At 70.1% G+C, this 16241-nt stretch carries 15 protein-coding genes; 12 read left to right on the top strand and 3 right to left on the bottom strand.

The window, feature by feature from the left end:
• The first annotated feature begins 2 nt into the window (after positions 1-2).
• On the top strand, positions 3-2951 hold the full coding sequence (gene rapA, locus ACJ7IV_RS02105; RefSeq protein ID WP_483865558.1) for an RNA polymerase-associated protein RapA: 2949 nt from the start codon (positions 3-5) through the stop codon (positions 2949-2951).
• Here rapA and ACJ7IV_RS02100 read toward each other — a convergent pair.
• Entirely contained in the window at positions 2948-3853 is a 906-nt protein-coding gene (locus ACJ7IV_RS02100; RefSeq protein WP_483865557.1) for a TIGR01777 family oxidoreductase, read from the bottom strand. The two genes, rapA and ACJ7IV_RS02100, sit on opposite strands and share 4 nt — an antisense overlap.
• 84 nt (positions 3854-3937) lie before the next feature.
• On the opposite strand from ACJ7IV_RS02100, the gene ACJ7IV_RS02095 reads away from it, so the two are divergent.
• From ACJ7IV_RS02095 to fabB, 11 genes are all read left to right on the top strand, one after another.
• The gene (locus ACJ7IV_RS02095) at positions 3938-5026 is read left to right on the top strand and encodes an NAD(P)/FAD-dependent oxidoreductase (RefSeq protein WP_483865556.1); all 1089 of its coding nucleotides are present in this window, start codon (positions 3938-3940) and stop codon (positions 5024-5026) included.
• Positions 5023-5943, top strand: coding sequence for a MerR family transcriptional regulator (locus ACJ7IV_RS02090; protein WP_483865555.1), 921 nt, complete (start codon positions 5023-5025; stop codon positions 5941-5943). The genes ACJ7IV_RS02095 and ACJ7IV_RS02090 overlap by 4 nt, the downstream gene beginning before the upstream one ends.
• 22 nt (positions 5944-5965) lie before the next feature.
• Complete coding sequence (gene phrB / locus ACJ7IV_RS02085; protein WP_483865554.1) at positions 5966-7381, top strand: deoxyribodipyrimidine photo-lyase; 1416 nt, start codon at positions 5966-5968, stop codon at positions 7379-7381.
• Positions 7382-7410: 29 nt separating this feature from the next.
• Positions 7411-7851, top strand: coding sequence for a nuclear transport factor 2 family protein (locus ACJ7IV_RS02080; RefSeq protein WP_483865553.1), 441 nt, complete (start codon positions 7411-7413; stop codon positions 7849-7851).
• A gap of 46 nt (positions 7852-7897) precedes the next feature.
• Complete coding sequence (locus tag ACJ7IV_RS02075; protein WP_483865552.1) at positions 7898-8683, top strand: SDR family NAD(P)-dependent oxidoreductase; 786 nt, start codon at positions 7898-7900, stop codon at positions 8681-8683.
• A complete protein-coding gene (locus tag ACJ7IV_RS02070; protein ID WP_483865551.1) occupies positions 8680-10026 on the top strand; it encodes an NAD(P)/FAD-dependent oxidoreductase in 1347 nt (448 codons plus the stop codon). Before ACJ7IV_RS02075 ends, ACJ7IV_RS02070 begins: the two co-directional genes overlap by 4 nt.
• A complete protein-coding gene (locus ACJ7IV_RS02065; protein WP_483865550.1) occupies positions 10023-10784 on the top strand; it encodes a DUF1365 domain-containing protein in 762 nt (253 codons plus the stop codon). The genes ACJ7IV_RS02070 and ACJ7IV_RS02065 overlap by 4 nt, the downstream gene beginning before the upstream one ends.
• 14 nt (positions 10785-10798) lie before the next feature.
• Positions 10799-12085, top strand: a complete 1287-nt coding sequence (locus ACJ7IV_RS02060; RefSeq protein WP_483865549.1) for a class I SAM-dependent methyltransferase — start codon at positions 10799-10801, stop codon at positions 12083-12085.
• Positions 12078-12605: a DUF2878 domain-containing protein gene (locus tag ACJ7IV_RS02055; RefSeq protein WP_483865548.1), complete on the top strand. Its 528-nt coding sequence runs from the start codon at positions 12078-12080 to the stop codon at positions 12603-12605. Before ACJ7IV_RS02060 ends, ACJ7IV_RS02055 begins: the two co-directional genes overlap by 8 nt.
• Positions 12606-12713: 108 nt before the next feature.
• Positions 12714-13229, top strand: a complete 516-nt coding sequence (gene fabA, locus ACJ7IV_RS02050) for a 3-hydroxyacyl-[acyl-carrier-protein] dehydratase FabA (RefSeq protein ID WP_483865547.1) — start codon at positions 12714-12716, stop codon at positions 13227-13229.
• A gap of 13 nt (positions 13230-13242) precedes the next feature.
• On the top strand, positions 13243-14460 hold the full coding sequence (gene fabB, locus ACJ7IV_RS02045) for a beta-ketoacyl-ACP synthase I (protein ID WP_213311992.1): 1218 nt from the start codon (positions 13243-13245) through the stop codon (positions 14458-14460).
• Between the two features lie 107 nt (positions 14461-14567).
• Here the strand turns inward: fabB and ACJ7IV_RS02040 are convergent, their stop codons facing one another.
• Together ACJ7IV_RS02040 and ACJ7IV_RS02035 are read right to left on the bottom strand one after the other, a co-directional pair.
• Positions 14568-15317 carry a lysophospholipid acyltransferase family protein gene (locus ACJ7IV_RS02040; RefSeq protein ID WP_483865546.1) on the bottom strand — a complete coding sequence of 250 codons (750 nt, stop codon included), beginning with the start codon at positions 15315-15317 and terminating at the stop codon, positions 14568-14570.
• Positions 15314-16201, bottom strand: coding sequence for a sugar nucleotide-binding protein (locus ACJ7IV_RS02035; RefSeq protein ID WP_483865545.1), 888 nt, complete (start codon positions 16199-16201; stop codon positions 15314-15316). Before ACJ7IV_RS02035 ends, ACJ7IV_RS02040 begins: the two co-directional genes overlap by 4 nt.
• Between the last annotated feature and the right edge of the window lie 40 nt (positions 16202-16241).

Here is a 16241-nt window from a genome sequence, read left to right as displayed (position 1 = left end):
TCATGAGCGACTTCTCCCCCGGCCAGCGCTGGATCAGCGACGGCGAGGCCGAACTGGGCCTTGGCACCATCCTCAGCTGCGACGCCCGCAGCGTCACCGTGCTGTTTGGCGCCAGCCAGGAAACCCGCACCTACAGCAGCCGCCAGGCACCGCTGACCCGCGTGGCCTTCGGCAGCGGCGATCGCATCCGCGCCGCCGAGGGCTGGACGCTGACCGTCGATGACACCAAGGAGGTCGGCGGCCTGATCGTCTACATCGGCGAGGATGACCAGGGCGAGCTGCGTGAACTTCCCGAGGCACGCCTGGCCGACAGCATGCAGTTCGACCAGGCCCGCGACCGCCTGCTCACCGGCCAGGTCAACCGCAACGACTGGTTCGACCTGCGCTTCCGCACCCTGCACCACTATCACCGCGTGGAGCAGAACCCGGCGCTGGGCCTGGCCGGCCCGCGCATCGACCTGATCCCCCACCAGCTGTATATCGCCGACGAGGTCTCCCGACGCCACGCCCCGCGGGTGCTGCTGGCCGACGAGGTGGGTCTGGGCAAGACCATCGAGGCAGGGTTGATCCTGCACCGCCTGCTGCTCACCGGCCGCACCGAGCGGGCGCTGATCCTGGTGCCGGCGAGCCTGACCCACCAGTGGCTGGTGGAGCTGCTGCGCCGCTTCGCCCTCGAGGTGACCCTGCTCGACGAGCAGCAGAGCCAGGCCCACGGCGATGCCAACCCCTTCGAGGCCGGCCAGCTGGTGCTGGCCAGCCAGGACTGGCTGTTCGCCAACCCTCATCGCCAGGCCCAGGCAGAGGCCTGCGCCTGGGACCTGCTGATCGTCGACGAGGCCCACCACCTGGACTGGAGCGAGGAGCAGGTCGGCCCCGGCTACGCCTGTGTGGAGCGCCTGGCCGCCGAGAGCGAGGGCCTGCTGCTGCTCACCGCGACCCCGGAGCAGATGGGCCTGGAGAGCCACTTCGCCCGCCTGCGCCTGCTCGACCCCGACCGCTACCACAGCCTGGCTGCCTTCCGCGAGGAGGAGTCCCACTATGTGGAGGTGGCCGAGGCGATCGACGCCCTGGAGCGCCTGCCCGGTACCGACGCCGACCGCGAACGCATCGCCGCGGTGATCGACGAGCCCGACAGCCTGGCGCTGCTCGCCACCCTGGCCAACCCCGAGGCCGACGCGGCCCAGCGCGATGCCGCCCGCCACCAGCTGCGCGACCAGCTGCTCGACCGCCACGGCACCGGCCGGGTGATGTTCCGCAACAGTCGGCGCCACGTGGGCGGCTTCCCCGAGCGGCGCCTGCACGTCACCGAGCTTGCGCCCCCCGCCGCCTATCGCCGGGTATTGCGCAAGCTGGGCCACGACGAGGAGTACCTCGACGACCTGCTGATCGAGACCGGGCTGGACCACCCCGAGGTGCTGATCTACCTGGACGCCATGTACCGCGCCCTGTCCGACGACCCGTTGAACGGGGAGCCCTGGTGGCAGATCGACCCGCGGGTCAGCTGGCTGCTCGAGCGGCTGGCCGATGACGCCGAAGGGGGCCTGGCCGGTGACAAGGTGCTGGTGATCGCCCATAACCGCGAGACCGCCGAGGGGCTGGCCGAGGCGCTGCGCGTACTGGGGGGCTACCATGCCCCGGTGTTCCACGAGGGGCTCTCGCTGGTGGAGCGCGACCGCGCCGCTGTCGCCTTCGCCGACGAGGAGGAGGGCTGCCAGGTGCTGGTGTGCTCGGAGATCGGCTCCGAGGGGCGCAACTTCCAGTTCTGCCGCCACCTGGTGATGTTCGACCTGCCGTTGCATCCCGACCAGCTGGAGCAGCGCATCGGTCGCCTCGACCGTATCGGCCAGCGCCACGCCATCGAGATCCACGTGCCGGTGTTCACGGCCAGCCCCGGCGCGAAGCTGCTGCACTGGTTCCGCGACGGCATGGACGCCTTCAGCGCGCCCCACGGCATCGGCAGCGAGATCTTCGATGCCTTCGGTGATGCCCTGGCTGACGCCCTGCTCGACGACGAGGCCCTCGAGGAGGTGATCACGGAGACCCGGGCACTGTTCGAGAGCCGCCTCGCCGAGCGCGAGGCCGGCCGCAACCGCCTGCTGGAGCTCAACGCCTGCCGGCACGAGCGTGCCGAGGCGGTAGCCGCGGCGATCGGCGAACTGGACGAGGACCGTGCCCTGCCCCGCTATCTGGACCTGGCGCTGGATATCTTCGGCGTCGACAGCCAGGAGCTGGGCGGCGGCATCCAGCACCTGGTGGCCGGGCCGCAGATGCTCGATGGCCTGCCGGGACTGGCCAAGGGGGAAGAGGGCTTCTCGGCCACCTTCTCGCGCTCCCGGGCGCTGGCCCGGGACGACGTCCAGCGGCTCTCCTGGGAGCATCCGATGGTGCGCGAGATAATGGGCCGCATCCTCGACGGCAGCATGGGCAACACGGCACTCGCGCTGCTCCGGCATCCGTCGCTGCCGCCCGGGCGGGTCATGGTGGAGCTGATCTACCGCACACACTGCCCGGCGCCCAGGAAGCTGCACCTCAACCGCTTCCTGCCACCCACCGCGGTGCGCGTGCTGCTCGACGAGTCCGGTGCCAACCTGACCGACAAGATCTCCTTCACCGGGCTCTCGAAGAACCTGCAGAAAGTGAAGAAGGCCATGGCCCGGGACCTGATCCGCAGCCGCCTGGAGATGCTGCGCGAGCTTCTCGACCGCGGCGAGGGCGAGGCGGAACGCGAGCTGCCCTCCATCGTCGAGGCGGCCCAGGGGCGCATGCGCGAGGAGCTCGATGGCGAGCTTTCGCGCCTCACTGCCCTGGCGCGGCGCAACCCGGCGGTGCGCGACGACGAGCTCGAGGCACTGCGCGCCGAGCGCGCCGCTCTTGACGAGGCCATCGAGGGCACCCGCCTGCGCCTGGACGCCGTACGGGTCATCGTGACTGTAGGGGAAGAGAGCCGCTAAGCCAGGATATCGGCCAGGGCGGCTTCCAGGGTCTCGTACTCGAAGCGGAAGCCGGCCTCCTGGAGCCGCTTGGGACGCATGTCGGCGCCGGTAAGCAGCAGCCGCGCCATCTCGCCGAAGGCGGTCTCCAGGACGATGGCCGGCACCGGGAAGAGCGCCGGTCGCCCCAGCTGCTTCGCCAGAATGCGGGTGAATTCGGCGTTGGTGACCGGGTGTGGTGCGCTGCCGTTGAAGGGCCCCTCCAGGTCATCACGCTCGAGCAAAAAGAGGATGGCGCGCACCAGGTCTTCCCGGTGCACCCAGGGCATGAACTGCTTGCCGCTGCCGAGGCGCCCACCCAGCCCCAGCTTGAAGGGCGGCAGCATCTTCTGAAGGCTGCCGCCGCCCTGGTCGAGTACCAGGCCGATGCGCAGCCGGACGACCCGTAGACCGAAGGCTTCGGTCTCCCGGGCAGCCTCCTCCCAACGCCGGCAGAGGCGGTGGGCAAACTCGTCGTGGGGCGGCGTCTCCTCGGTCACCTCGCGATCACTCTGGTCACCGTAGTAGCCCATGGCCGAAGCGGAGACCAGGGCCCGCGGCACCCGCGCGCCGGTCTGCTGGAGCTGCTCGCAGAGACCCACCAGCTCGCGGGTGGCATTCAGCCGTGAGTCGAGCAGTTTCTCCTTCTGATCATCGCTCCAGCGCTTGGCGGCGATGGACTCGCCGGCCAGGTTGACCAGGGCCTCGGGCGGAGTGTCGACAAAGTCCAGCGCCGAGCGCCGCACATCCACCTCCTCGGGGAGCCGACGGCGCGCCGCGGCGGGATCCCGCGAGACCACCTGCACCCGGTGCCCCGCCTCTACCAGCCGCTGGCACAGGCGCTGGCCCACGAAACCGCTTCCTCCGGTGATCAGCACGCGCATCTGGGTCTCCTCGTATCCGTGATGAGTTATACAGCTGTTGTACACTTCTGCTAGTCTAGCGGAAAACCATCCTGTGAGGGTGCCATGACTCAGCCCCGGAGCAATACCGCCATCATCGGCGCCGGCATCGCCGGCCTGGCCTGCGCCCGCGCGCTGGAGGCCGCCGGCCGCCCGGTGACCCTGTTCGACAAGGCCCGCGGGCCGGGGGGGCGCATGTCGAGCCGCCGGCTGCCCGCGGCCAGCCTGGACCTCGGTGCCCAGTTCCTCAGCGTGCGCGACGCCACCTTCGCCGAGGCGGTCGAGGCGTGGCGCGAGGCGGGCTGCCTGGCCGAATGGCCCACCTCGCTGTGGTCCGCCGAGGAGGAGGGCTGGCAGCGCCATCGTGACGACCTGCTGCGGCTGTGCGGTACCCCGCGCATGAGTGCGCTCACCCGCCACCTGGCGGAGGGGCTCGAGCTTCACGCCGAGACCCGCATCGAGCGCCTCGAGCATGACGCCCAAGCATGGCGGCTGGTGGACGCCAGGGGCGAGCGCCACGGCCCCTTCGCCCGGGTGGTTATCAGCGCCCCGAGCCCCCAGGCCGAGGCGCTGTTGGAACCCCACGATACAGCCCTGGCCGAGGCCTGCGCGGCGGTGATCCAGCGCCCCTGCTGGGCCGCCTGGGCGCTGTTCGATGCCCCGCTGCCCGCGCTCTCAGGCGTCGACCCGGACTGGCAGGCGGTACGCATGAACGAGCCGGCACTGCGCTTCGTGGTCCGCAACCACCTCAAGCCCGGGCGTGGCGGCCAGGGCGAGAGCCTGACGCTGCTGGCCAACCTCGAATGGAGCGAGGCCCGCCTGGAGGATGGCCCCGAGACCATCGCCGAGGCACTGCTCGACGCCTTCCAGCGCGGCCTGCCCGGCGCTGCCACCCTGCCCGAGCCCAGCGCCATGGGCGCCCACCGCTGGCGCTACGCCCAGCCCGATGTGTTCGCCAGCGGCCAGGCGGTCAACCTCGACTACCGCCTCTCCGGCAACGGCCTGGCGCTGTGCGGGGATGGTTGGCGCGGACCCCGCATCGAGGACGCCTGGCTCTCCGGCCACCACCTGGGCGAGCTGCTGGCCGCCGAGGCAAGCCGATCCCCTTTCCCCACCCCTGATGCATCACGTCGCAAAGGACATCCTGCGCCATGACTGAGCCGACCCAGCACGGCGGCGAGACCCCGCTCTACCCGATTCGCGAGGTGTCGCGCCTCACCGGCGTCAATTCCGTGACCCTGCGAGCCTGGGAACGCCGCTACGGGCTGATCAAGCCGCGCCGCACCCCCAAGGGACACCGCCTCTACGCCCGCGAGGACATCGAACGGGTGGAGCAGATCCTGCAGTGGCTCAACCGCGGCGTGCCGGTGAGCCAGGTGCGCGAGCTGCTCGATCGTCCCGATATCGCCGAGGCCGAATCGCCGCCCCCCGACCCCGGCGACTGGCCCGCACAGCGCAGCCGCCTGGTCGGCGCCGTGGAAGCGCTGGACCTGGCGCGACTCGACACCCTCTACGCCGAGTCGCTGGCGCTCTACCCGGTGACCACCTGCGTGGTCGAGCTGTGGGCGCCGGCGCTGCGCGACCTGGAGGAGCGCTGGGGCGAGCGCCTGGGCGACGAGCTGCAGCGCCGCACCCTGGAGTCCTTCCTGCGCACGCGCATCGGCATGCGCCTCTATCACGGCAATGGCCGGGCCACGGGGCCGACCCTGCTGGCCATGCCGCTGCCCGACGACCCCGGCACCCTGTGGCTGCTGCTGGCCGCCCTGGTGGCCGGCGATCGCGGCCTGCGCGTGCAGCTGCTCGACGTTGCGCCGCCATTGGGCGAACTGCCCCTGGCGGTGGAGCGCCTGGGCGCCAGCGGCGTGCTGCTGGCCGGCAGCCACGCCGGGCGCACCGACCTGATCCGCCGCCAGCTGCCGCGCCTGTCAGAACAGCTGGCGGTACCCCTCGGGCTGTGCGGCCCGGTGGCACGCATCCGCCAGGCCGAGCTCGACGACAGCGGCGTGGCGGTGCTGGGTGATGACCTCGGCGAGGCGATCGCCCGGCTGCAGACCCTGCTGCCCATTGCCTGACAAGGCCGACGACGGAGCGACCATGACCCCGACCCTGATGTGGTTTCGCAGCGACCTGCGCCTGCAGGACAACCGCGCCCTGGCCGCCGCGGCCCGCCGCGGGCCGGTGGTGGCGGTGCATCTGCGCGCCCTGCCCCACTGGCAGCGCCACGGCCACGGCGCCAACCAGCTCGAATTCCGTGCCCGCGGGGTGGCGGCGCTCAAGGCGGGGCTGGAAGGGCTCAACATCCCGCTGCTGCATCGCGATATCGACGACTTCGCCGAGGCACCGGAGACGCTGCTGGCCATCGCCCGGGAGACCGGCGCCAGCGGGCTGCACTTCAACCGCGAGTATCCGGTGGACGAACTCGCCAGGGACGCCGCGGTGATCGAGGCCTTCCAGGCGGCGGGACTCGAGGCCCATGGCCACCATGACGCCGTGGCCTTTGCGCCGGGGGAACTGCTCACCGGCAAGGGCGACTACTACGGGGTCTTCACCCCCTTCGCCAGGGCCTGGCACCGCCAGCTCAGCGTCGAGCGTCTGGCGCTTAGCGACACCCCCGCTCCCCAGGCCCACACCGGCATCGAGAGCGACCCGCTGCCGGCACTGCCCGAGCTTGCGGACTCCCCCATCGACGGCCGCCAGTGGCCCGCCGGCGAGGAGCCCGCCGCGGATCGCCTGGAGCGCTTCCTGCGCTTCCGCGGCCGTCACTATGCCCGCCAACGCGACTTCCCGGCCATTCGCGGCACCAGCGAACTCTCTCCCTACCTGGCGCTGGGCATGATCTCCCATCGCCAGTGCCTGCAGGCGGTGCTGGCCGAGAACGATGGCACCCTGGCCGAGGGCGACGAGGGACTCGTCGCCTGGGTCAATGAGCTGGTGTGGCGCGAGTTCTATCGCCATGTGGCGGTAGGCTTCCCGCGGGTCTGCCGCCACCGCCCCTTCCAGCGCCATACCGAGGCGCTGGCCTGGCGCGACGACGAGGCGGGCTTCGCCGCCTGGTGCGAGGGGCGCACAGGTTATCCCATCGTCGATGCCGCCATGCGTCAGCTCGTTGCCACCGGCTGGATGCACAATCGCCTGCGCATGATCACCGCCATGTTCCTCTCGAAGCACCTGCTGATCGACTGGCGCCGCGGCGAGGCCTTCTTCCTGCGCCACCTGGTGGACGGCGAGTTCTGCGCCAACAACGGCGGCTGGCAGTGGGCCGCTTCCACCGGCACCGACGCCGCCCCCTACTTCCGCATCTTCAACCCCACCACCCAGTCGCGCCGCTTCGACCCCGACGGCACCTTCCTCGCCGAGTGGCTGCCGGAGCTCACCGCGCTGCCGGCGAAGGCGCGCCATGACCCGCCCCGGGACCTGCTCGGTGGCACCGGCTATCCGGCGCCCATCGTCGACCACAAGGCGGCCCGCGCCCGCGCACTGGACGCCTTCAAGGCCCTGAAGAGCGACTGAGAAGCGCGACAGAGCCCCGGAGACCCACCATGCCCATCGACCCCCAGCTGGAGGCCTTCTGCGCCTTCTTCAATAAGCTCGACAAAAGCTGTACAAATAAACTTCACGAGTTCTATACTCATGACGTCGTCTTTCAGGACCCGCTGCACCGGATAGAGGGCTCGGAGGCACTTGAGCGGTACTTCTCCGCCTTGTACAGCAACGTGACAGCTTGCCGCTTCGCCTTCCACGAGCGGCAGTGCAACGGTCGGGAGGCCTTCGCCACCTGGACGATGCACCTGACCCACCCGCGGCTCGCGGGCGGCAAGGAGTACACGGTCGAGGGGTGCTCCCACCTCACCTTCGCGGAAGACGGCAGCGGTAGGGTCGCCCGCCATCGCGACTACTTCGATGCCGGCGACCTGCTGTATGAACGGCTGCCGCTGCTGGGCGGCGCCATTCGACTGATCAAGCGCCGGCTCGACGCCTGAGGGCAGCGGCCCCGGGCACGGCAACGACCACCACCCCGGAGGCTCCATGTCCGACCCACAGCGCATCTGGCTCACCGGTGCCACCTCAGGCATCGGCCGCGCCCTGGCCGAACACCTGCTGGCCCGCGGCCACCGTGTGGCACTCAGCGGACGCAATGCGGCGGCCCTCGACGCACTGGCCGCCGACCATGCCAACGCCCTGGCGCTGCCTCTGGATGTCACCGACCGTGCCGCGGTGCGCGACGCCGGCGGACGCCTCGAGGCGGCCTTCGGCGGACTCGACCGGGTGATCCTCAACGCCGGTACCTGCGAGTACCTGGAGGCGGGCGACTTCGACGTGGACCTGGTGGAGCGGGTCTTCGCCGCCAACTTCCATGGCGCCGTCTACTGCATCGACGCCGCCCTGCCGCTGCTGCGCCGCGCCCGCGCCGAGGGCGGACAGCCGCTGCTCGCCGCCACCTCCAGCGCCGCCGCCTACCTGCCGCTGCCCCGGGCCGAGGCCTACGGTGCCTCCAAGGCGGCGCTGAGCCACTTCCTGGAGTCGCTGCGCCTCGACCTCGCCGGTGAAGGCATCGGCGTCAGCGTGATCCATCCCGGCTTCGTGCGTACCCCGCTCACCGACCGCAATGACTTCCCGATGCCCATGCGCGTGGAGGTCGACGCGGCCGCCGAGGCGATCATCAAAGGGCTCGACGCCCGCCGCCTGGACATCCACTTCCCGCGCCGCTTCACCCTGCTGGTCAAGCTGGCGGGCATCCTGCCCGCCTCGCTGCGCTACCGGCTGGGGCGGCGCATGACGCGACCCGAGGCCGCCACGGAGACCCGCCCATGAATGCTCGCTCCCCCCATCCCATGGACAGGCGGCGCATCGCCGTGGTCGGCAGCGGCATCGCCGGCATGGCCGCCGCCTGGTACCTGTCGGGTCGCCATGAGGTGACGCTGTTCGAGGCCGAGGCGCGCCTGGGCGGCCATACCGCCACCGTGGATGTGGAGCTCGAGGGTCGCCACTACGCCATCGATACCGGCTTCATCGTCTTCAACGACTGGACCTATCCGCACTTCCAGCGGCTGATGCAGCGCCTCGGGGTGCTCACCCAGCCCACCGAGATGAGCTTCTCGGTGCACGAGACGAGCCGAGACTTCGAGTACAACGGCCACACCCTGGCCAGCCTGTTCGCCCAGCGGCGCAACCTGCTGCGCCCCAGCTTCTACGGCCTGCTGCGCGAGATCCTGCGCTTCAATCGCGAGGCGATACGGGCCATGGACGAGGGCACGCTCAACCCTGCCATGACACTGGGCGAATGGCTCGAGGGCAACGCCTTCGGCGAGGCCTTCCAGCGCCGCTACCTGCTGCCCATGGGAGCGGCGATCTGGTCGGCGAGCCTGAGCGACCTGCGCGACTTCCCGTTGCAGTTCTTCGTGCGTTTCTTCCGTCACCACGGCCTGCTCTCAGTCAACGACAGGCCCCAGTGGCACACCCTGGTCGGCGGCTCGCGCAGTTACATCCCACTGCTCACCGCGCCCTATGCGAGCCGCATCCGCCTGTCGACACCGGTGCGGGGCATCCGCCGGCTGGCTGACGGCGTGGCGCTGCGCAGCGATCTGGGAGTCGAGCACTTCGACGAGGTGGTGATGGCCTGCCACGCCGACCAGGCGCTGGCGCTGCTGGAGGACCCGAACCCCGCCGAGCACGAGATCCTCGGCGCCCTGCCCTACCAGGACAACGAGGTGGTGCTGCATACCGACACCCGGCTGCTGCCGCGCCGCCGCCGCGCCTGGGCGAGCTGGAACTACCGCCTCGACGGCCGCGACGCGGCGGCCAGGGTCTCGGTCACCTACGACATGAATATCCTGCAGCGCCTGGAGGCGCCCCACACCTTCTGCGTCACGCTCAATGACAGCGCCGCCATCGCGCCGGAGAAGGTGCTGGGCCGCTTCACCTACGCCCACCCCCAGTTCACCCTGGCCGGCGAGGCGGCCAAGGCGCGCCACGCCGAGATCTCCGGCGCCGCCTTTCGCACCCACTACTGCGGTGCCTACTGGCGCAACGGCTTCCACGAGGACGGCGTGTGGAGTGCCCTGCGCGTGGCCCATGCCCTGGGTGGTGACGAGGCGGGGCCCGAGGGCGTCGCGGAGTTGCTGAGCCCGGTGGAAAGGGAGGCGGTGCACGCATGATCGACACGCCCCGCTCACGCATCTACCGCGGCGAACTGCGCCATCGCCGCTTCCTGCCGCGCGAGCACGCCTTCAGCTACGGGGTATGGATGGCCTGGCTCGACCTCGACGAGCTGCCCGAACTGTTCGACGGAGTGCCCGGCTTCAGCGCCCGGCGCCCCGCACTGGCGCGCTTCCGTCGCGAGGACTACCTGGCTCCCCACGACCGGCCATTGAAGCAGGTGGTGCGCGAGGAGCTGGAGCGCCAGCTGGGCAGCGCACCGGATGGCCGTATCTGTGTGCTCACCCAGCTGCGCACCCTGGGCCTGGGCTTCAATCCCATCTCGCTCTACTACGCCTTCGACGCCGCGGGCGCGCTGCGCGCGGTGTTGGGTGAGGTAAGCAACACTCCCTGGGGAGAGCGTACCCGTTATGCCTGCGCGGTGGACCCGGCCCGCCACTCCCACGGGGCCGAGTTCGCCAAGGCGATGCACGTCTCCCCCTTCAACCCCATGGACATGACCTACCGCTGGCGCTTCAGCACCCCTGACGAGCGGCTACTGATGCACATGGAGAACTGGCGCGAGGGCGAATGCCACTTCGACGCCACCCTGACCCTGACCGCCCGCCCGGCGACCCGCCGCGTGCTGCTCTTCACCCTGGCGCGCCAGCCGTGGATGAGCCTCAAGACCCTCGCCGGCATCCACCTCGAGGCGCTGCGCCTGTGGGCCAAGCGCGTGCCGATCCATGACCATCCCGGCCCCGATGCCGACCGTTAGCAGGAGAGACCGACGTGAACACGCTGCGCTCCGCCACCGCCACCCGTCCCCTCGCGGACGGCGCCGACCGCCTGACCCGCTGGCTGCGCCCGCGACTGCTGGCCCAGCTTGACCGCCTGGAGGGCGGTCAGGTCACCCTGATCGAGGGGCATCACCGCCACCGCCTGGGCCAGGGCGGGCCGCTCGCCGTCACCCTGGTGGTGCGCGACAGTCGGGTGTGGAAGCGCCTGGCGCTGGGCGGCACCGTGGGGGCAGCGGAGGCCTACATGGATGGCGACTGGGATGCCGACGACCTGGTCGCCCTGGTGCGGCTGTTCGCCGCCAATCTGGAGCGGGTCAACGGCGAGATGGAGAATGGTCCGGCGCGGCTGGGCCGCTGGTTGCTGGCCGGCCTCTATCGCCTGCAGCGCAACAGCCTCTCGGGCTCGCGGCGCAACATCGCGGCCCACTACGACATCGGCAACGAGCTGTTCGCGACCTTCCTCGACCGTGACCACCGCATGTACTCCAGCGCCGTCTTCCCCTACCCCGGGGCGAGTCTGGAAGAGGCCTCCACCTTCAAGCTGGACATCATGCTCGAGCGGCTCGACGTGCGTCCCGAGCACCACCTGCTGGAGATCGGCACCGGCTGGGGCGGGCTCGCCATCCACGCGGCGAAGACCCGCGGCTGCCGGGTCACCACCACCACCATCTCCGAGGAGCAGTACGCGCATACCGCCCGGCGCATCGAGGAGGAGGGGCTCGGCGAGCGTATCACCCTGCTCAAGCAGGACTATCGCGAGCTCGAGGGGCGCTTCGATCGGCTGATCTCGGTGGAGATGATCGAGGCGGTGGGCCATCAGTACCTGGAGACCTACCTGGCCACCCTGGACCGCCTGCTCACCGACGACGGCCTGGCGATGCTGCAGGCGATCACCATCCGCGACCAGCGCTTCGAGGCCGCCAAGCGCGAGATGGACTTCATCAAGCGCCACATCTTCCCCGGCGGCTTCCTGCCCTCCCACCACGCCATCCTCTCCGGCCTGACGCGGCGCACCTCGCTCAATGTGCTGGCCCTGGACGAGATCGGCCCGCACTATGCGCGCACCCTGCACGAGTGGCGCCAGCGCTTCGAGGCCAGCCTGGAGACGGTGCGCAACCTCGGCTACGACGAGCGCTTCATCCGCATGTGGCGCTACTACCTCTGCTACTGCGAGGGGGGCTTCCTGGAGCGCACCATCGGCACCTGTCACCTGCTGCTGGCCAAGCCCGGCGCTCGTCCGGCCCCGCTCACCGGCGTCCTGGCCACGGCCGATGCCTGAGGCCGTGGCCCGACGCCCCGGCAAGGTCCGCCTGGTGGCCAACCTGATCGCCTTCGAGGCGGGCTGGACGGCCTGCGTGCTGGGCGGCAGCCTGGTGGGCGCGATGGTGGCCGGCGCGCTCCTCGCCGCCCACCTGCGCTGGGTGGCACGCCCGGGGGAGTGGCGCTGGCTCGCCGGCTTCGCCCTGCTCGGCCTGGCGGTGGACGGCGGCCTGGCGCTGGCCGGCGGCTTCGCCTTCACCGAGACGCCCCTCATCCTCGGCCTGCTGCCAGCCTGGCTGTGGCTGCTGTGGCCACTGTTCGCTACCCTGCTGCATCACTCCCTGGCCTGGCTGTGGTCCCGACCGCGGCTCGCCGTCGTGGGTGGCGCCATCGGCGGCCCGCTCTCCTACTACGCCGGCGCCGAACTCGCCGGAGTGACCCTCGCCCCCTGGCTGCTGCCCGCCCAGGCGCTGGTCTGGGCCGGCCTCTGCCTGTGGCTATGCAGGCGACTCGGCGGTCATCTCGCCTCCCCACACTGAGGTCATCGAGGTATCGTGGGCGCCTGGACACTCCAGCTGGCGTGCATTCCCCCTGCACGGACAGTAGACTAGGCCCCTAACAACATTCGACTCTCGGAATGACTCTCAGTGACCAAGCAACACTCCTTCGAACGCGATGAACTGCTGGCCTGCTCGCGAGGCGAGCTGTTCGGCCCCGGCAACGCCCAGCTGCCGGCTCCCAATATGCTGATGCTCGACCGCATCACCTCCATCACCGAGGATGGCGGCGAGCACGGCAAGGGGGAGCTGATCGCCGAGCTCGATATCCATCCCGACCTGTGGTTCTTCGACTGCCACTTCCCCGGCGACCCGGTAATGCCTGGCTGCCTGGGCCTGGATGCCATGTGGCAGCTGGTGGGCTTCTACCTGGGCTGGCTCGGCCATCCCGGCCGGGGGCGTGCCCTGGGCTGTGGCGAGGTGAAGTTCACCGGCCAGATCCTGCCCGATGCCTCCAAGGTCACCTACCGTATCAATATCAAGCGCATCATCACCCGGCGCCTGATACTCGGCATGGCCGACGGCACCGTCTCCGTCGACGGCCGCGACATCTACCAGGCCAACGACCTGCGGGTCGGCCTGTTCACCTCCACCGCGAACTTCTGACCAGGAGGCTTCCATGCGACGAGTGGTAGTCACCGGCCTGGGCATCGTCTCCTGCCTGGGCAACGACCGACAGCAGGTTCTAGAGGCGCTCAGGGAAGGGCGCTCCGGCATTCGCTTCAAGGAGGAGTACGCCGAGCGAGGCTTCCGTAGCCAGGTGGCCGGCGTGGTCGATATCGACCTCGACGCCCTGGTCGACCGCAAGCTGCGCCGCTTCATGGGCGACGCCGCGGCCTACGCCTATGTCAGCATGGCCCAGGCCATCGAGGACTCGGGCCTGGCCCCGGAACAGGTCTCCAACGAGCGCACCGGCCTGATCGCCGGCTCCGGTGGCGCCTCCAGCGCCAATCAGGTGGAGGCCGCCGATGTGCTGCGCGAGAAGGGGCTGCGCCGGGTGGGGCCCTACCGGGTCACCCGCACCATGGGCAGTACCGTCTCCGCCTGCCTGGCCACGCCGTTCAAGATCAAGGGCGTGAACTACTCCATCTCCTCCGCCTGCGCCACCTCGGCACACTGCATCGGCAACGCCGTGGAGCAGATCCAGATGGGCAAGCAGGATGTGGTCTTCGCCGGCGGCGGCGAGGAGGAGCACTGGACCCTCTCCTGCCTGTTCGACGCCATGGGTGCCCTCTCCACCCACTACAACGACACCCCGGACAAGGCCTCGCGCCCCTATGACCAGGCCCGCGATGGCTTCGTCATCGCCGGCGGTGGCGGGATGCTGGTGCTCGAGGAGCTGGAGCACGCCCGGGCTCGCGGCGCGAAGATCTACGCCGAGGTGACCGGCTACGGCGCCACCTCCGATGGCCACGACATGGTCGCCCCCTCGGGCGAGGGCGCGATGCGCTGCATGCGCCAGGCCATGGCCACGGTGGACGGCAAGATCGACTACATCAACACCCACGGCACCTCGACGCCGGTGGGCGATGTGGCCGAGCTCAAGGCGATCCGCGAGGTGTTCGGCGACTCGACCCCGGCGATGAGCTCCACCAAGTCATTGACCGGCCACTCCCTGGGCGCCACCGGCGTGCAGGAGGCGATCTACTCGCTGCTGATGATGGAGAACGACTTCATCGCCGCCTCGGCCAATATCGAGACCCTCGACGAGCAGGCCGACGGCTTCGATATCGTGACCCAGCGTCGCGACGGGGTGAAGGTCGAGCGCGTGCTCTCCAACAGCTTCGGCTTCGGCGGCACCAACGCCTGCCTGGTGCTGGAGAAGTTCCGGGACTGATCCTCGGTTCAGCGTGACCCGCAAAGCAAGAGGCGCCCCATCGGGGCGCCTCTTGCGTTGGTGGGCCTACCGTCTCGGGTACGAACCACCGCGGTGCACTGATGAACTCAGGCCGGCTCTCTTGCCTCGTTACGCACCGGCCGCGGCACCTCGGAGATCTCCGCCAGGGTCGCCTCGATCCACGCCTCGGTCTCGGCCAGCACCTCCTCCGGCGTTCGCCCTGCGGTCTCGATGGGCTCGCCCACCACCAGCGTCAAGCGTCCCGGATTCTTCACCCAATGGCGGCCCGGCCAGCGCTCGCCGGCGTTGTGGGCCACCGGCACCACCGGCACCCCGGCACGACAGGCGATCACCGCACCGCTCTTGTTGTAGCGCTTGCGGCTGCCCGGAGTGACCCGGGTGCCCTCGGGGAAGATCAGCACCGACAACCCCTCCTCCAGGCGCTGCTTGCCCTGGGTGAGCACCTGCTTGATGGCCCGGGAGGGACGCGAGCGGTCCAGGGCGATGGGGTGCAGCAGCCGCAGGCCCCAGCCGAAGATCGGCAGGTTCAGCAGCTCCTTCTTGAGCACCGTGCACACCGGCGGGTGCAGCAGCTGCAGGTAGACGGTCTCCCACTCCGACTGGTGGTTGGCCAGTATCACGCAGGGCCCGGCAGGCAGGCGCTCTCGCCCGTGGAAGTCATAGCGCACGCCGACCACCAGCCGGAACCAGCTGATGATGAAGTGGTTGTAGAGGTTGAGCAGGCGATAGCGGGAGCCCAGCGGCAGGAAGGGCGCCGGCGGCAGGAAGAGTACGCCGCACACCAGCATGGCGATGAAGTAGCCCAGGTAGAAGATCAGGCTGCGCAGCACGTTCATGACGCGCCCTCCTCCTCGCCACACGCCGGCGTATTGGCCCGGCACCAGGCGTCGAGCATGTTGCCGAGTTCCAGACGCCAGGGCTTCTGGTGCACGCCGAAGACCTCCAGCACCCGCCGGCAGTTGAGCACGCGGCGCAGAGGATGGTCGTGATGATGGTGCAGCGCGCGTAGCGGGCCCAGCTCGCGATGGTCACCGCGTCCCTCCAGGCGAGTGGCCAGCTGGGTGCGCACCACCGAGACGAAGGTATAGACGCTCACCGGCTCGGTACCGGCCAGGTGGTAACTGCCCCAGGCACCGGCGCCATACTGCTGCTGCTGGAGCATGCCGATCAGCGCCAGGGCCACCGCATCCGCCGAGGTGGGACAGCAGGTCACATCGGCCTCGCCGCGCACCTCGCCGCCGGTGATCAGGGTGTCGATCAGCTCATTGAGCCAGGCGTGGCTACCCTCCAGGGCGAACAGCGGCCCCACCCGCACGATCAGGTGATGGGGATGCTCGGCACGGATGCGGTCTCCGGTGGCCACCAGGCGCCGCAGGCTCTCGTCCCGCGGGCGCGGGATCACATGCTCGTCGATGGGCTCGGCGAAGCCATCCTCGTAGAGCTGGTCGGAGACGCACCACACCAGCGGGATATCCGCCTCGCGACACGCCTCCATGCAACGTTCCACCGCCTCGGCATGGGCCGTCACCTCGGCCGGCGCGGCGACGATCGGCCGCGACAGCGGCGGAATCACCAGGGCATCCGGGGCAACCTCCGCCAGCCGGGCGGGGTCCAGCTCCATGCCCTCCTCGATGGTCAGTCCGGTATCCGAGCGGCGGTTGGCCTCCCGGACCAGGGCCAGACTCAGGCAGTGGCCGGCATCCAATACCAGCAGCTTCACTCGCGCACCTCCCTCGGCATACCGTCAGCGGACCAACGAA

This window comes from Halomonas sp. C10-5 (genome assembly GCF_057169305.1).
The sequence above is the reverse complement of the archived record's forward strand: the minus strand, read 5'-3'. Positions and strand labels throughout refer to the sequence as shown.

What these genes read in the sequence shown, in the direction of transcription:
- rapA (WP_483865558.1), top strand. Translation starts at nt 3, where the DNA reads ATGAGCGACTTCTCCCCCGGCCAGCGCTGGATCAGCGACGGCGAGGCC.
- ACJ7IV_RS02100 (WP_483865557.1), bottom strand. Translation starts at nt 3,853, where the DNA reads ATGCGCGTGCTGATCACCGGAGGAAGCGGTTTCGTGGGCCAGCGCCTG.
- ACJ7IV_RS02095 (WP_483865556.1), top strand. Translation starts at nt 3,938, where the DNA reads ATGACTCAGCCCCGGAGCAATACCGCCATCATCGGCGCCGGCATCGCC.
- ACJ7IV_RS02090 (WP_483865555.1), top strand. Translation starts at nt 5,023, where the DNA reads ATGACTGAGCCGACCCAGCACGGCGGCGAGACCCCGCTCTACCCGATT.
- phrB (WP_483865554.1), top strand. Translation starts at nt 5,966, where the DNA reads ATGACCCCGACCCTGATGTGGTTTCGCAGCGACCTGCGCCTGCAGGAC.
- ACJ7IV_RS02080 (WP_483865553.1), top strand. Translation starts at nt 7,411, where the DNA reads ATGCCCATCGACCCCCAGCTGGAGGCCTTCTGCGCCTTCTTCAATAAG.
- ACJ7IV_RS02075 (WP_483865552.1), top strand. Translation starts at nt 7,898, where the DNA reads ATGTCCGACCCACAGCGCATCTGGCTCACCGGTGCCACCTCAGGCATC.
- ACJ7IV_RS02070 (WP_483865551.1), top strand. Translation starts at nt 8,680, where the DNA reads ATGAATGCTCGCTCCCCCCATCCCATGGACAGGCGGCGCATCGCCGTG.
- ACJ7IV_RS02065 (WP_483865550.1), top strand. Translation starts at nt 10,023, where the DNA reads ATGATCGACACGCCCCGCTCACGCATCTACCGCGGCGAACTGCGCCAT.
- ACJ7IV_RS02055 (WP_483865548.1), top strand. Translation starts at nt 12,078, where the DNA reads ATGCCTGAGGCCGTGGCCCGACGCCCCGGCAAGGTCCGCCTGGTGGCC.
- fabB (WP_213311992.1), top strand. Translation starts at nt 13,243, where the DNA reads ATGCGACGAGTGGTAGTCACCGGCCTGGGCATCGTCTCCTGCCTGGGC.
- ACJ7IV_RS02040 (WP_483865546.1), bottom strand. Translation starts at nt 15,317, where the DNA reads ATGAACGTGCTGCGCAGCCTGATCTTCTACCTGGGCTACTTCATCGCC.